This is a genomic window from Halomonas sp. TD01 (assembly GCF_923868895.1).
Classification (GTDB): Bacteria; Pseudomonadota; Gammaproteobacteria; order Pseudomonadales; family Halomonadaceae; genus Vreelandella.
On sequence record NZ_OV350343.1, the window covers coordinates 1,467,264 to 1,482,372 of the forward strand.

Sequence of the window (15,109 nt, forward strand, 5' to 3'; positions counted from 1 at the left end):
AGGTGTTCTTGATGATGACATCAGTATTAACCGGCGGGAGACGGACTATCTTGACGCGGATCAAATTGGTTTCAAATGAAACAGAGAGGCGGGGCATGCTTGCCGCTAGGCAGCGGTGACAGCGTTACGAAGGCCTTCTCCTAGGTACCTACTTTGCAAAGCGCGACTAAGCCTGCCTTAGATGTTACGCCCAGCTTGGCGTAGGCACGCTTGCGGTAGGTTTCAGTGGTTGAAAAAGCGATATCAAGTTTGGCCGCCGCTGTTTTGAGCGTGTGGCCACGTAGTAAATAGAGACACAGCTGACGCTCGCGTTCAGATAACGGGGCAAGCGCAGCGGCTTCGCGAGAACTAAGCTGCTCGGGTCTGGCGGGGGCGTTGCTGTAATGACGGCGAATTAAACTGGTCAACAGTGGCGCTAAGCTATTTAAGCAATTCAGATTAGCTGAGGTGAAGGGGCCTCTCCGAGTACCTCGATAAAGATTAAGATAATAAGCGCCCTCTTTGGCGGCAATGTTGAGTGATACCTTGTCAACAAGATCTGGAAACGCAAACAGGTGACTACGATACGCCGGTGACATTGCCTCAACCTGCATGGTGGTCAAGGCGTCGGTAGATGTATTTTCCGGCTGGCCTGCCAGTCGGCTTAGCTGCAGGTAATTAGGATCCTGCCGGAACAGGCCACTAACGTAGATCTGAGCCAGGCGGTCGGCAACGCGTGGAAGCTGATGATTGGCAGCCAGCAAGCAGTCGATGTTACCGCTCGTCGAGTAGCCAAAAATCATACATTGCTCGATACCAACGGCTTGATGCAGTAACGCAAGCAGTTGGCTTTCGAAGTTGTCTCTTTCCACTGCCTCAATGCATGTCGCCACGCTCGGCAGAAGGTTTCCCCATTCGATTAGCTGGGTGTTAGCAGTTTCGTTCACGTGTCCCCCGCCATAACGAGATGAGTTAAAGCTGCTGGTGGCTAAAGGCAGTCGTGTCCCGTTTTTTACGGGACAACCCCCTTAAAACCTTCAGTGTAGGCTATCTCCATACGGCCTATACATCTTCCGTAAAGCACCAATTTTAAAAATAACATTAGCAGGAGAGCGGTATGCGACCAGAAGGCAAAGGTGAGCTTGACTCGTTGTATTTCGATTATCCGCATTTCCCCTTTGTATGTCCCGATGAATTGAAAGGTGAGAAAAAGCAGCACCGGGTCGCTATTGTGGGGGCAGGCCCCGTTGGCGTCGCCGCCGCACTGGAGCTGGCGCGTCAAGGCGTTCAGTCAGTACTGCTGGATGATAAGGCGACGCTCAACGACGGTTCCAGGGCGATCTGTCTTTCCCGCCATAGCTTGGAAATACTCCAGCAATTAGGCGTTGCGCAGCGCTTTATCGACAAAGCACTTGGCTGGACACAAGGGCGCTCCTATTTTCATGATCAGGAAGTCTATCGTTTTGAGATGCCACACTCAGAGCACGAGCGCTTTCTGCCAATGTATAACTTGCAACAGCAGTATATTGAGCAGTTTCTGGTTGATAAGGCGATGGAAAGCCCCTTAATCGAAATGCGCTGGCAGCAGGCAGTTAGCGATGTCACGCAGCATGACACCGGCGTGATACTACGTGTTTCCACTCCGGAGGGGGAGTATCAGCTGGAGGCCGACTATCTGCTGGCGGCGGATGGTGGGCGTAGTGTTGTGCGCAAGTCGTTTGACCTGCCCTTGCACGGTGAGTCCTATGAAGGGCGCTATGTGATTGCTGATGTACGCATGACGTCTGACTTTCCAACTGAGCGCAGGGCTTTTTTTAGTCCTTCGGTAATGCCTGAATCTACTCTGCTGGTGCATAAACAGCCTGATGATATCTGGCGTATCGACTATCAACTGTTGCCGAATGAAAGCCCCGACCAGGCCGTTACCGAAAGCGCTATTCGCGAACGCGTTGGCATGATCATCGAGATGCTAGGCGAAGAGGGAGAGTGGCAGCTTGAGTGGTGGAGCCTTTACAAAGCCTACACGCTGGCCCTCGACGATTATCGCCATGGCCGTGTGCTATTTATTGGCGACAGCGCCCATTTAGTTCCCATTTTTGGTGTGCGTGGGCTCAACAACGGGCTGGCCGATGCGGTTAACGCCGCTTGGAAGCTAGCGTGGGTGCTGAAAGGTGAGGCTTCCGAGAAACTATTGGATAGCTACAGTCCAGAACGACGCGGTGCCACATTGGATGTCTTCGCGAATGCCGGTAAGAGCACTCGCTTCATGACTCCACCCAGTCAGGGATATCGTTTGATGCGAGATGCTGCGCTATCGCTGGCACTACGTAACGACTACGCAAGCCGTTTTGCCGACCCTAGGCAGGTCACGCCCTACACCTATGCTGAAAGCCCAGTGACGGCAGAGGATGACGCCGGTTTTAGTGCTGGTCCGATGCCTGGCGCACCGTTAATCAATCGCCGGTTAGGCGAAAATAACTTCTTGCTCGACCACTTGGGGGTAGGGTTTAACCTGTTAGTGTTTAGTGAGGACGGCAGCGTAACGCCTGAGCTACAGAGCGCCTTGGCTGATCTTCAGGAGGACTACCGTGGCCTGGATGTGCTGGTAATTGCTCGCCATGCCAGCCCGGCGCTTTTTACCACTTTGATTGATCACCAGGGTGCTTGCTTTGATGGTTATGATGCCAGCTCTGGAAGCGCTTACTTAGTCCGACCTGACCGTCATATTACGGCCCGCTGGAAAGCACTTGAAGCGGCTTCCCTCATCACCGCTTTCAAGACAGCTCTGGGAGAATAATGCTCATGACAGCGATATCGACACAAACCGCCTCTTCACAAGCAGCTTTGCCGTTTGCTGATCTTGAACAGGTTTATGAACAGCTGGCCGTCACGCTGGATTCGATGCCTGAGAAGCAGCAAACACTCTTCCTGGCTCAGCTGGCACTGGCACTGGCCCATCGGATACCCGATATCAATCAGGTAGTAACGGCGATTAATGAGGCGCGTGAAGGTTCCAGCCTGGATGAGTGAATAAAGAAGAGGGGAAAGAAGCGCTTCCCCTCTTTAATAAGGAGTGTTTGATGAAGCGTGTTTGATAAAGAGCGTTTAGCAGTACGTTTAATAAAAAACGCTTAGTAAGAAACGGCTCAGTGACTAACAACACTCCCTGCGATACTTTCTTCGGCCGCTGCATTGACTAACTGCTCATGAAAGAAGGCAAGCGCTGCTGGCGCGTCCACATCACGGCTCTTCACTGACTCGCTCCAGGCATCCTGCAAGTTGCTAGCGACGCCCCGTAGGTGATCAATGTCTTGTTCCGATGCTTGGGTAAAGGTCGCGCCGTTTTCTTCACCAAATTCAACGCCGCGCTGGTCGGAAACATCCATCATGTAGCCAAACAGACGTGAAAGCCGCTCGCCCGATACGCTTTCAATCGCCGCGCGGTCTTCGTCCGATACTTGGTCCCAGAACATTGGGTTCATAATAATCGCAAAGCTGCCGCGGTAGAAACCGCCGTCTACGGTAAGGGTGTGTGGGGCTACTTCAGCCACGCGAAAGCTGCGCAAGCTTTCAAGCGTTAGCATCGCACCGTCAACGACGCCCTGGGAGGCCGCTTCGTAGGTGCCTGTCGGAGGAATGGCAACACCGGTCACCGACATTGCCTCGGCTAAGCCACTCATCACTCCGCCGCCCACGCGCAGCCGCTTGCCAGCAAGCTCATCAATTGAGCTTATTTGATCACGGGTAAATATTTGGCCTGGGCCATGCACGCCCATCGCCACCACATCAACGCCACGGTGCTCGTCAGCTTGCTGCAAATATTCTTGATGGGTATGCCAATAAGCAGCGGAAGCATCTTCTGAGGAGAACTCCTCAAACGTAGGGAACTCAGGCAACTGAGTTGCTAGAAAGCGGCCTGCCATGTGGGCGTGAAAAATCCAGCTGGCGTCCGCAATACCATCAGCAACGATCTCCATTTGTGCAGGAGGAGGCCCCATGTCGTGCACCACTTCTACCGTGACACGGTCATCAGTGGCTTCTTCGATCCATGCCTTCCAGGTCGGCCAAACAATGGTATTAACACCGTGATTAGGCCCGCCCCACGTGCTAACGGTGATCGTTGCCTGGGCAAAGGAAGACATACTGAACGCCATGCTTGAAATAGCGATGGCACCCACTAGTAAGCGAGCTGGTTGTTTCATTTCAAAGCTCCAGAACCGGCGCTATTAGTCCTCGTACGAAAACCTAGCACCTGTGTTGTTGTTGGTAACGTTGTTATTAGTAACGCCTAACCCCGAGCAAGTGGCGCCTTCTCGGGCAGCGTAAATCACACCGGTTACCATGCCTCTAGATAGTTTCAATAGCAACTAATTTGAGATTGATTGAATTGATACTTAAGTCTTAATTTTTGAGGCCCTGGATGTTAACGCTAACGGCTAAAAAAGCTTGGTGGTTCTGGTTGGCTGATTCAACGAATCGGGATAGCCGTCTCTTCTTTGATATTACGTAGCACGAAATTGGAGCTGACCTGGGAAATACCATTCAGGGTGAAGAGTTTCTCATTCAGAAAACGGTCATAAGCCGCCATGTCTTCGATCACTACCCGCAATACGAAATCGGCGTTGCCGGTGGTGGCATAGCACTGCAGCACTTCTGGATATTGCAGGATACGGTTTTCGAACTCGACAGTATTGTCGATGTGGTGGCGAACTAGCGTCACCATGACCAGTGCTGATAGTGGCTGGCCCACTAGGCTGGGTTCCACCAACGCCGCAAAACGACGAATAACGCCACTCTCTTCCAAGGCCTTTACACGTCGCCAGCAGGCGGCAGGGGAAAGCCCGATCTGTTCGGCAAGCTCATTGTTGGTAATGCGCCCCTGTTGCTGAAGCAGGGTAAGAATGCGCTGATCATGTCTGTCTAAGGTAATTTCTTTGGTTGTTTCTTTCATAGTGCCATTTCATTTATTTGTGGTTTGTTGAATATCATTGCGTCAAAACTAAAAAAATGAAAGTAATGATTAATAACCAAGCTTTTGAAGAGTGAATTAGCAAGCACCTTTAGTGCGCTCTTGGCTAGACTCAAGCGTATTACAACCATAACTCTTCAACCGTACTGGTGATCTCTCATGACAACCCCCTCAACCGCTGAGCAGGCGGGTTCTATTACCCCGCCTCTCGACATTGCTCTTGATAACGATGCTCTTGATGACTATGCATTGGCTGACCGCTATACCCGCGGAGAAGGTCGCGTCTTTCTAACCGGCACCCAGGCATTGGTGCGCATCGCCTTACGCCAAGCCGAGCTGGATCGTCGCGATGGCCGCCATACGGCAGGGCTCATCAGCGGCTATCGTGGCTCGCCCTTGGGCGGTGTGGACCAAGAGATTTGGCGGGCGAAAGCCGCTATGGAAGCGCATCACATCGATTTTGTCCCTGCGATCAACGAAGACCTGGCTGCCACCATGATGCTCGGTTGCCAGCAGGTGGAGACAGATCCTGAGCGACAAGTCGAAGGTGTCTTCGGTATGTGGTATGGCAAAGGGCCAGGCGTTGATCGTGCGGGCGACGCGTTAAAGCACGGTAATGCCTACGGCAGCTCACCGACTGGCGGTGTGCTGGTGGTCGCGGGTGATGACCATGGGTGTGTGTCATCCTCAATGCCACACCAGTCGGATGTCGCCTTTATGGCGTGGTTCATGCCGGTCGTGAGTCCCGCGTCATTGGCGGAATATGAACGCTTTGGGCTGTGGGGCTATGCACTGTCACGCTTTTCGGGTTGCTGGGTGGGTTTCAAAGCCGTTTCTGAAACCGTAGAGAGCGGCGCATCGGTGGACGTGCCACCTTTGCCGAAATATGTAACGCCGGATTTCGAAATGCCGGAAGGCGGGCTGCACTATCGCTGGCCTGACTTGCCGGGGCCGCAGCTTGAGACCCGTCTTGAGCACAAGCTGGCCGCCGTTCAGGCGTTTGCCACGGCCAACCCGATTGATCAGTACTTATTTCGCCAAGAACAGGCGACATTTGGGCTGGTTACCACAGGCAAGGGCCACCTGGATTTACTTGAGGCGCTGCGTTTATTGGGGCTGGATGAAGCGAAGCTGCGTGAATTGGGGGTAGAAATATACAAGGTCGGGATGGTGTGGCCGCTCCATCGCCCCGGCATTCTTGAGTTTATTCATGGCAAGCGCGAAGTGCTGGTCATTGAAGAGAAGCGCGGCATTATTGAAAGCCAGTTGAAGGAGTACATGTCGGAACCCGACCATCCAGGCGAGGTCATCGTTACCGGCAAGCAGGATGAAACTGGCAAACCGCTGATTCCCTTTGTGGGAGAGCTGGGCCCGCGCCTCTTGGCAGGCTTTGTCGCCGAGCGTTTAGCGCGCTTTTTCAACATTGATTTTAGCGACAAGCTGGCAACCGTTGATGCTTGTCAGGCAGGAGTTAAAGAGCTTGGTGGTGTACGCCGCATGCCGTATTTCTGCTCTGGTTGCCCACACAACAGCTCGACCAAGGTGCCGGAAGGCAGTAAAGCCCTGGCGGGGATCGGCTGTCATTTTATGGCGTCGTGGATGGACCGCAGCACCGAATCGTTAATTCAGATGGGTGGCGAAGGTGTTAACTGGGTGGGCAAGAGCCGCTTTACCGGCAACGGTCATATTTTCCAGAACTTAGGCGAAGGCACCTGGTTTCACTCGGGCTCAATGGCGGTGCGCCAAGCAGTGGCTGCCAACGTCAATATTACCTACAAAATTCTGTTCAACGACGCAGTCGCCATGACGGGCGGCCAACCTGTGGATGGGCAAATCAACGTGCCCATGATTGCTCGGCAATCGCTGGATGAAGGCGTTCGCCGAGTCATGGTGGTCAGTGACGAGCCGGAGAAGTACCGGGGGCATGAAAAGGAATTCCCTAAGGGAGTCACCTTCCATGGCCGCGAAGAGATGGATACGCTACAACGTGAACTGCGCGAGATCCCCGGCTGCACCGTATTGATTTATGACCAGGCATGCGCGGCTGAAAAACGCCGTCGGCGCAAGCGTGGTTTGATGGAAGACCCAGCCCGCCGAGTATTCATTAACCATCATGTTTGTGAAGGCTGTGGTGATTGTTCCGTACAGTCCAACTGTTTATCGGTGGTGCCTCGCGAGACCGAACTAGGTCGGAAGCGCAAAATTGATCAGTCGTCCTGCAATAAGGATATGTCCTGCGTCAGTGGTTTTTGCCCCAGTTTTGTCACTGTTGAAGGTGGCGGGCTGCGTAAAGGCCAAGGGGTCGCTGCCGATAACGCCTTTTGGCAACGTATAGCGCATTTGCCTAGCCCTGCTATTGCCCCTTTGGCGGCTCCTTATGACTTGCTGGTGGGGGGCGTTGGCGGCACAGGCGTGGTGACCGTTGGGCAGTTGATCACCATGGCAGCCCACCTGGAAGGCAAGGGCAGCAGCGTGCTCGACTTCATGGGGTTTGCGCAAAAAGGCGGGGCAGTACTTAGCTATGTGCGTCTGGCATCTCAGCCCAGTGAACTGAATCAGGTACGCATCGAAGCCGGTCAGGCCGATGCGATGATCGCTTGCGATATGGTCGTGGCCAGTTCGCAGAAGGCGCTGAATGTGCTGCAGCCGACCACCCGTATCGTGGCGAATCTGGCCGAGCTGGCCACGGCGGATTATGTCCTTTATCGCGATGCGGATATGCAGCCCAGTAAGCGCCTTAACATGCTGCGTGAAGCGGTAGGAGATGAACGCTTTGCGTCTCTGGATGCCAATCGCCTAGCCGAACAGCTGCTAGGCGATACGGTATTTTCCAATATGATGATGCTCGGGTTTGCCTGGCAGCAGGGGCTGGTGCCGCTTTCTGAACCTGCGCTGCAGCGTGCTCTGGAACTTAACGGCGTCGCTGTGGAGAAGAACCGTCAGGCATTTGCCTGGGGCCGCTTGGCAGCAGTGGAGCCCGACTACCTTCAGCAGCATTTGGACACGATGCCGCTGTCCGCGAATGCCACACTGGACGACGTGGTTGCGCGTAATAGTCGCCACCTGGAGCGCTATCAGAACCGTGCCTGGGCTGAGCGTTACGTTACTCAAGTAACGAAAGTGCGTGAAGCAGAAGCCGCGCTAAACGGTGGTCAATCATTGAGTGAAGCCGTCGCCCATCAGCTCTATCGTTTGATGGCGTATAAAGATGAGTATGAAGTGGCGCGCCTTTACACCCAGAGCGATTTTCTGGATGAGGTCAAAGCGACGTTCTCAGGTGATTACCAGCTAACTTTCCATTTGGCACCGCCGCTGCTGGGTGGTCGTAAAGATGCGCAAGGGCGTCCGGTGAAGCGCCGTTTTGGCCCCTGGGTGCTGAAGGCAATGGGCGCGCTGGCCAAGATGCGCGGTTTGCGCAATACCGCGCTTGACCCTTTCCGCTTCAGCGCTGATCGTAAGCTCGACCGTGCTTTATTGGCTGACTATGAGCAGTTGATTGATGAGTTAGTGGCTCGTCTTGATGGCACGAATCACGCCACGGCCTTAGCGCTTGCTAAGCTGCCAGAAGAGATTCGTGGTTTCGGGCCCGTTCGCGAAGCTGCCGCTGAGAAAGCCAACGAGCGCCGCGAGACGTTGTTGAAGGAACTACGTGAAGGTCGCTCGAAGACCATCGCTGTCGAAGCTGCTTAAGGCAACTCAATATAGGTAAAAAAGGCCACGCAATGCGTGGCCTTTTGCTAGGTAGCGATACAGTTGATTCAACTACGCCTCTTTTTGGCGGCGTACCAGCAGCCAGTGGCTTAGCAGGGCGAGCAGCCCCATCAGCCCGATCGTCAGAGCCATGGTGCGCGAGCTGCCGTCGTGAAATTGCCCGACTAATCCACCTACCACAGCGGCAATCGTCATTTGCAGGAAACCAAACAACGAAGACGCCGCGCCTGCACATTGGGGGTTGGGCGCCAGTGCACCGGCCATTGTTTGCGGCATCAAAATGCCTACTCCCAGCATAAACACCATATGCGGCCCCACCACCGCCCACGGATGATGAACGCCAACGGCAGCCAACCCCGCCATGACGATGCCTCCCGTTGCACAGACCACTGTTCCCTGAGTGATAAGGCGATCGCGACCCAAGCGGTGGCTATAGCGGCCGCTGACCAGAGTACCGGCGAAGAAGCCCGCGACAATCAGCGTAAACAGCACGCCATACAACGTAGGAGCGACGCCCATGTACTCGATGAGTACAAAGGATGAGCCAGAAAGGTACGCGAACAGCCCGGAAAAAGCGGCCGCATTCACCAAGGTGTAGCCAAGAAAGGCGCGTTGGCTTAGCAGTAGGCGAAAGTTTGCCAGTATTGTTCTTGGATGGATCGACTGCCTCTGCTCCTTCGCCAGGGGTTCGGGCAGCATGAAAATGAGCACCGCCAGCATCACTGCCGCGTAGAGCGCCAGCACCACGAACACCGATTCCCAGCCAAAAAACAGCAGTAACCCTGCGCCCACCACAGGGGCCAGAGCAGGGGCGAGGGCCATCGTGCTTGCCATATAGGAGAGAATGCGCCCTGCCTCGATGGGGCCATGAATATCACGCACCGATGCCCGTGCTAATACCGGTCCAGCAGCACCGCCGAAGGCTTGTAGAAAGCGACCTACCAGCAACCACTCGACGCTCGGCGCCCAGGCACACAGTAGGCTCGCAGCGAGAAACAGCGATAAACCCGCGATCATCACCGGTCGGCGGCCAAAGCGATCAGAGATTGGCCCGCACACTAGTTGGGCCAGAGCGAATCCAGCCATATAGAGGCTAAGGGTCAGCTGTATTCGGTCTGGGCCAGTATTCAGCGCTTCTGCCATGGCGGGCATGGCTGGCAAGTACATATCCGTCGCTAGCGGACCGAGTGCAGTCACCGCGGCCAGGGCCATGACGGTGGCGGTAGAGGGCAGCTTTAGCACCCCTTAACTCCTTATGGTTGGACGTGATGCCCCTTCGGACACGAGGCGGGCGCCTTCCCGAATGGAAAGACGCCCGCTTATGTTAGCCTGCTTAGTATAGCGTGTTTTTGCTTGATTTAGCTGGCGTCAGGCTGTGCCTCGGGTGCTGCTTTTTCGAAGGCTGGCAGCGAACGACAATTGGCAGCGATGCGCTGGATCGTCGGGTAGGCTGACAAATCGCACTCGAAGCGTTCTGCGTTATACACCTGGGGAATCAGGCAGATATCCGCAAGCGTTGGGGTGTCGCCATGGCAAAAGTCGCCGCTGCTGGGGTCAGTAGAGAGCGTCGCTTCCAGGGCTGCGAAGCCCTCGGTAATCCAATGGCGATACCACGCTAGCTTAGCTGTTTCATCCACACCCAACTCACCCACGAGATACTTGAGTACCCGCAGGTTGTTGAGTGGGTGAATCTCGCAAGCCACCGACTGGGCAAGCGCGCGAACCCTGGCGCGTGCTAACGCATCAGCCGGTAGCAGCGCGGGCTCTGGGTGTACCTCATCGAGATACTCGCAGATCGCCAGCGACTGGTTAACTACTGAGCTATCGTCCAGTACCAGGCTAGGCACCATCCCCTGAGGGTTGCGAGCCAGATGCTCGCCACCACGTTGCTCGCCTTTCACCAGATTGACCGGAACCTGATTATAGTCCAAGCCCTTAAGGTTCAAGGCGATACGCACCCGGTAAGCAGCCGACGAGCGGAAATAGCCGTAAAGCGTCGTCATGTTGCCTTCCTTATGTTGTCTTTCTCATATTGCTTTTTATTTGGGCTGGTACTTTACGACTTGCTGATCGATGGTACCGAATAGGTTGTTGCCATCGCGGTCAAACATCTCGATGCGTACCCGGTCACCAAAGCGCATAAAGGGGGTTTTCACCTGGCCGTACAGTATCTGCTCGACCATGCGCACTTCGGCCAAGCAGCTATAGCCTACGCCACCGTCAGCCACTGGCTTTCCAGGGCCGCCATCGGGGTCTGGGTTGGAAACAGTGCCCGAGCCAATCACAGCGCCCGCGCCGAGATAACGGGTCTTGGCGGCATGGGCAACCAACTGAGGGAAGCTGAAAATCATATCCGGCCCGGCTTCTGGCTCGCCAAACTTCTCGTCATTCAGATGCACGGTCAGCGGCAGGTGTACCTTGCCTTCTTGCCAAGCATCGCCTAGTTCATCGGGGGTCACCGCGATGGGCGAGAAAGAAGAGGCGGGTTTGGCTTGGAAAAAGCCGAAGCCCTTCGCTAGCTCACCTGGAATTAGGCCACGCAGGCTCACATCGTTAACCAGCATTACTAGCTTAATGTGCTTGGCGGCTTCCTCGGGAGTGACTGCCATCGGCACGTCATCCGTAATGACCGCAATCTCGCCTTCAAAGTCGATACCATGCTCTTCACTCACCGCCTCGATATCTTCGGTGGGCGCCAGGAAACAGTCGCTACCGCCCTGGTACATGAGCGGATCGGTCCAGAAGGTTTCGGGCATCTCGGCATTGCGCGCCTGGCGTACCAGCTGGACATGGTTCAGATAGGCGGAGCCGTCAGCCCACTGATAGGCACGCGGTAAAGGAGAGTGCAGGGCACGCTGGTCAAGCTCAAAAGCACCGTCGGCATCGCCACCGTTCAGTTGTGCATAGCGTTCTTCGAGCTGAGGGCTAACGGCTTCCCAGCTTTCAAGGGCCGCCTGAAGCGTGGGAGCAATATCAACAGCGCTCACCGCGCGGGAGAGGTCACGGGAGACGATGATAAGTTCGCCGTCGCGGCCTTTGTTAAGTGTTGCAAGTTTCATGGTCATTCAATCCTTGTCGTCAGGGGGCGATAAGTTTTAGGGCTGGTTTGGGTTGAAGTGCGAACGCAGCGTTGACCAAACATCCACATAGTCACGTTGGCGGAAGTCAGCATCCAGAGCCGCAGGGGTTGGGTGGAAGAAGTAGCGGCTTTCAAACATGAAGGCCAGGGTATCCCCCAGGAACTGTGGCTTCAGCTCAGCGTTGGAAGCTTTCTCAAATGTCTCAGCATCCGGGCCGTGTGGTGACATTGAATTGTGCAGGCTGGCACCACCTGGAGTGAAGCCTTCCGCTTTCGCATCGTATTCGCCATGAATAAGCCCCATAAACTCGCTCATCAGGTTGCGATGGAACCATGGCGGCCTGAAGGTGTTCTCGGCAACCATCCAGCGCGGCGGGAAGATCACAAAATCAAGATTGGCCATTCCCGGCGTATCGGAGGGGGACGTTAATACGGTGAAGATTGACGGATCTGGATGATCGAAGCTCACCGTATTGATGGTGTTAAAATTAGCGAGATTATATTTATACGGCGCGCAGTTGCCGTGCCACGCCACCACATCTAACGGCGAATGGTTTAGTTTAGTTTCCCAGAAACGGCCAGAGAACTTAGCGACTAAACGGTAATCACCTTCCAGGTCTTCATAGGCTGCCACGGGGCTTTGGAAGTCACGCGGGTTGGCTAAGCCGTTGGCCCCGATGGGGCCGAGGCCGGGTAGCTCTAAAGGACTGCCGTAGTTCTCGCAAATATACCCCCGTGCAGCGTCAACACCCTGCGCTTTACGCACTTGAAATTTCACACCGCGAGGAATAACGGCAATCTCACCGTTATCGATCTCGAGTTCACCAAACTCGGTGCGTAAACGAATAGCGCCCATTTGCGGAACGAAGAGCAGTTCGCCATCCGCGTTGTAGAAAAAACGTTCGGTCATGTCTTCATTGAACGTATAAACATGCACGCCCACACCAGCTTGGGTTCCCGCATCCCCGTTGACCGCAATGGTGAATAAACCATCAATAAAATCAGTCGGTGCATCCGGTATCGAAACGGGATCCCAGCGCATTTGGTTAGGGTCCGCTGCGGGCTTGTCTAGCGGGGCTGTGTGTACGTTGTTATTTTCCAGTGGCTGATACGCGCTCTGAACAACCGAAGGGCGAATGCGGTAAAGCCAGCTACGAAAGTTTTGATGCCGGGGCGCAGTGAATGCGGAACCAGTGAGTTGTTCTGCGTATAAGCCGTAAGCGCACTTTTGCGGTGAGTTTTGCCCAATCGGCAGTGCACCCGGCAGCGCTTCGCTTGAAAAGTGATTATGAAAGCCATTTTGATATTTCAATTGTTCAGTCATTGTTAAGGCCTGCTTTATTTGAACGTTATTTTGTTAAATCTGTATTTTGTTAAACCTATCTATTTATAAATCTATCTTTTTATAGATCTATCTTTTTATAGATCTAAGAAGCGGCGATTAATCGCCATCACCAACCGCATGGGAAATTGCTTCTTCAAGCACGGCTTGTTCGCCGATGTGGTTAGCCAGTAGCAGAATCAGGCGGGCATTGATGCGCTCGCTCTCAGCCTCGCTGCGGTCGCGATGTAGCGCGGTGAGTGCCGCGTAAAAAGCATCCGGGTCAGTGAAGTTGGGATTTAATTCAAGCTTTGGCATGGCAGCTTTCCTGAAAGGTAGTGTCAGCGGTACCCGCAAGATAAACGCCTAGCGCGCGGTCTAGTGCGTCTTCAACCTGGTGGGCAGTGATAGCGTGCCAGCGAGCAGCAACGTGCTGGTCAGGACGGATAAGGTATCCGGCACCTGCTTTCAGGCCGTAGCGTTGCGTCACTAATCCTTGGGTATCGTTTATAACGGTAGTACGCGGTAGCGTGCTAAGCACATGTGGCGTGGGGCCAACGATCACTAGGTTTATATCAAAGCAGCGGTCTAGCAGGACACCCAAGTCTTTGAATAATGTGGCGGCATGTTCATCCTCAACGCGGCCGTCAAGCAGCAACGTAAAGCCATCGCCAAACTGGTTGAGTAGCCAGGCGTTCTGTTCGCCCAATCGAATAGGCGCGTCTTTGGTTGGGCTGCCAGGGCGCACCTCGCTTGGGCCACCATCAACATCGGGGGTATTAAGCGGTGAGTTGTCATAGCGACACGGCATGGAAAGGCGGCCGCTGTTGACTAAGCTACGAGCGAAGGCATGTTTCTCAGCCAGCTCCAGCGTCACATCGCGGAACACTTGGCTGATATGGCTCTTCGGAGTAATAAAGTCAGTGGCGCGGGTAGAGTTAAGGATGTTTTCTGCCGCGCCATGCTGGCGTTCAGTGTTGTACGTGGATAAAAGCGTTTTTGGGGCCTGCTGTTTGACAACGCGAGCCAGTTTCCAGACTAGGTTGTCCACTCCCTGCAGGGCCCCATTCGCGCCCCTGGCACCAAAGGGGGATACCTGATGAGCCGCATCGCCCATAAATATCACGCTGTGATGAATGAAGTTATCCATCTTGCGGCAACGGAAGGTGTAGACACTGGCCCACTCAAGCTCAAACTCCACGTCTTGGCCAAGCATTGCCTGCACGCGTGGGCGAATGTTCTCTTCTTTCTTTTCTTCTTCCGGGTCAGCATCCCAGCCTAGCTGGAAGTCGATACGCCAAACGTTGTCCGGCTCTTTGTGCAGCAGCACCGACTGATTGGGATGGAAGGGCGGATCAAACCAAAACCAGCGCTCTGTTGGGAAGTCAGCCTTCATCACCACATCAGCAATCAGGAAGCGATCCTGAAATACCTGGCCTTTGCACTCAAGGCCTAGCATGTCGCGGATGCGACTGTTGGCGCCATCCGAGACAAGCAGGTAGTCACAGGTCAGCGAGTAATCACCATCCTGAGTAGAGACTGTGAGAGCGGTGCTGTCAGGCTGAGCATCGACATCAATGACCTTATGTTTCCAGCGCAGATCAATTTGCTCAGCAAAGTTGTGGGCGCGGTTGACCAGAAACTCTTCAAAGTAATACTGCTGCAAGTTGATAAAGGCGGGAATGCGGTGGCCATCTTCTGGCAGCAGGTTGAAGTCATAGACCTCGCGGTCCTGAAAGAAAACGCGGCCATGTTGCCAAGTGACGCCTTTTTCAAGCATCGGCTCGACGCACCCTAAACGGTCAATAATTTCCAGTGATCGCTTGGCAAAACACAGCGCTCGCGACCCCACGCTTACGGTGTTGTTATCGTCCAGGACAATTGAGTGAATGCCCTGCTTAGCCAGATCGATGGCGGCGGCGAGGCCGCTAGGACCAGCTCCGACAATCACCACTGGACAATGGCGAACGTCTTGAACATCGAGTTCAGACGGGCGTCGGTAAGGATAGACAGGATTTTTATAGGTTGTTGGCATCTATTGCTCCCCTAC

General features: G+C 54.4%; 12 protein-coding genes. 3 read left to right on the forward strand and 9 right to left on the reverse strand.

Translation table 11 applies throughout. From position 1 onward, the window contains the following. Window positions 1–140: 140 nt before the first annotated feature. The gene (locus tag L1X57_RS06910; protein WP_009723099.1) at window positions 141–926 is read right to left on the reverse strand and encodes a helix-turn-helix transcriptional regulator; all 786 of its coding nucleotides are present in this window, start codon (window positions 924–926) and stop codon (window positions 141–143) included. Between the two features lie 170 nt (window positions 927–1,096). Between L1X57_RS06910 and L1X57_RS06915 the strand changes: the two genes are divergently transcribed. Both L1X57_RS06915 and L1X57_RS06920 read left to right on the forward strand, forming a co-directional pair. Beyond that, a complete protein-coding gene (locus tag L1X57_RS06915) occupies window positions 1,097–2,776 on the forward strand; it encodes an FAD-dependent monooxygenase (protein ID WP_009723098.1) in 1,680 nt (559 codons plus the stop codon). Window positions 2,777–2,781: 5 nt separating this feature from the next. Further along, window positions 2,782–3,009 (forward strand): hypothetical protein, encoded by a 228-nt coding sequence (locus L1X57_RS06920; protein WP_143759727.1) that lies wholly within the window; start codon window positions 2,782–2,784, stop codon window positions 3,007–3,009. A 116-nt stretch (window positions 3,010–3,125) separates the two neighbouring features. Here L1X57_RS06920 and L1X57_RS06925 read toward each other — a convergent pair whose 3' ends face one another. Continuing rightward, the gene (locus tag L1X57_RS06925; RefSeq protein ID WP_009723096.1) at window positions 3,126–4,181 is read right to left on the reverse strand and encodes a TRAP transporter substrate-binding protein; all 1,056 of its coding nucleotides are present in this window, start codon (window positions 4,179–4,181) and stop codon (window positions 3,126–3,128) included. Between the two features lie 266 nt (window positions 4,182–4,447). Continuing rightward, window positions 4,448–4,930 carry an Lrp/AsnC family transcriptional regulator gene (locus L1X57_RS06930; RefSeq protein WP_009723095.1) on the reverse strand — a complete coding sequence of 161 codons (483 nt, stop codon included), beginning with the start codon at window positions 4,928–4,930 and terminating at the stop codon, window positions 4,448–4,450. Between the two features lie 177 nt (window positions 4,931–5,107). Between L1X57_RS06930 and L1X57_RS06935 the strand changes: the two genes are divergently transcribed. Next, window positions 5,108–8,638: an indolepyruvate ferredoxin oxidoreductase family protein gene (locus tag L1X57_RS06935; protein WP_009723093.1), complete on the forward strand. Its 3,531-nt coding sequence runs from the start codon at window positions 5,108–5,110 to the stop codon at window positions 8,636–8,638. Window positions 8,639–8,710: 72 nt separating this feature from the next. Here the strand turns inward: L1X57_RS06935 and L1X57_RS06940 are convergent, their stop codons facing one another. The 6 genes from L1X57_RS06940 to L1X57_RS06965 form a co-directional block, all read right to left on the reverse strand. Then, window positions 8,711–9,901: a multidrug effflux MFS transporter gene (locus tag L1X57_RS06940; RefSeq protein ID WP_009723092.1), complete on the reverse strand. Its 1,191-nt coding sequence runs from the start codon at window positions 9,899–9,901 to the stop codon at window positions 8,711–8,713. Between the two features lie 116 nt (window positions 9,902–10,017). Then, entirely contained in the window at window positions 10,018–10,662 is a 645-nt protein-coding gene (gene maiA / locus L1X57_RS06945) for a maleylacetoacetate isomerase (protein WP_009723091.1), read from the reverse strand. A 36-nt stretch (window positions 10,663–10,698) separates the two neighbouring features. Next, a complete protein-coding gene (locus L1X57_RS06950; RefSeq protein ID WP_009723090.1) occupies window positions 10,699–11,718 on the reverse strand; it encodes a fumarylacetoacetate hydrolase family protein in 1,020 nt (339 codons plus the stop codon). Window positions 11,719–11,754: 36 nt separating this feature from the next. Further along, window positions 11,755–13,062 (reverse strand): homogentisate 1,2-dioxygenase, encoded by a 1,308-nt coding sequence (gene hmgA, locus L1X57_RS06955; RefSeq protein WP_009723089.1) that lies wholly within the window; start codon window positions 13,060–13,062, stop codon window positions 11,755–11,757. A gap of 117 nt (window positions 13,063–13,179) precedes the next feature. Further along, entirely contained in the window at window positions 13,180–13,377 is a 198-nt protein-coding gene (locus tag L1X57_RS06960) for a DUF2783 domain-containing protein (protein WP_009723088.1), read from the reverse strand. Beyond that, complete coding sequence (locus L1X57_RS06965) at window positions 13,364–15,094, reverse strand: FAD-dependent oxidoreductase (protein ID WP_009723087.1); 1,731 nt, start codon at window positions 15,092–15,094, stop codon at window positions 13,364–13,366. The genes L1X57_RS06960 and L1X57_RS06965 overlap by 14 nt, the downstream gene beginning before the upstream one ends. Window positions 15,095–15,109 lie beyond the last annotated feature (15 nt).

Excerpts from the sequence above, each read along its gene's own strand:
- L1X57_RS06915 (WP_009723098.1), top strand. The coding sequence starts at position 1,097 with ATGCGACCAGAAGGCAAAGGTGAGCTTGACTCGTTGTATTTCGATTAT.
- L1X57_RS06920 (WP_143759727.1), top strand. The coding sequence starts at position 2,782 with ATGACAGCGATATCGACACAAACCGCCTCTTCACAAGCAGCTTTGCCG.
- L1X57_RS06925 (WP_009723096.1), bottom strand. The coding sequence starts at position 4,181 with ATGAAACAACCAGCTCGCTTACTAGTGGGTGCCATCGCTATTTCAAGC.
- L1X57_RS06930 (WP_009723095.1), bottom strand. The coding sequence starts at position 4,930 with ATGAAAGAAACAACCAAAGAAATTACCTTAGACAGACATGATCAGCGC.
- L1X57_RS06935 (WP_009723093.1), top strand. The coding sequence starts at position 5,108 with ATGACAACCCCCTCAACCGCTGAGCAGGCGGGTTCTATTACCCCGCCT.
- maiA (WP_009723091.1), bottom strand. The coding sequence starts at position 10,662 with ATGACGACGCTTTACGGCTATTTCCGCTCGTCGGCTGCTTACCGGGTG.
- L1X57_RS06950 (WP_009723090.1), bottom strand. The coding sequence starts at position 11,718 with ATGAAACTTGCAACACTTAACAAAGGCCGCGACGGCGAACTTATCATC.
- hmgA (WP_009723089.1), bottom strand. The coding sequence starts at position 13,062 with ATGACTGAACAATTGAAATATCAAAATGGCTTTCATAATCACTTTTCA.
- L1X57_RS06960 (WP_009723088.1), bottom strand. The coding sequence starts at position 13,377 with ATGCCAAAGCTTGAATTAAATCCCAACTTCACTGACCCGGATGCTTTT.
- L1X57_RS06965 (WP_009723087.1), bottom strand. The coding sequence starts at position 15,094 with ATGCCAACAACCTATAAAAATCCTGTCTATCCTTACCGACGCCCGTCT.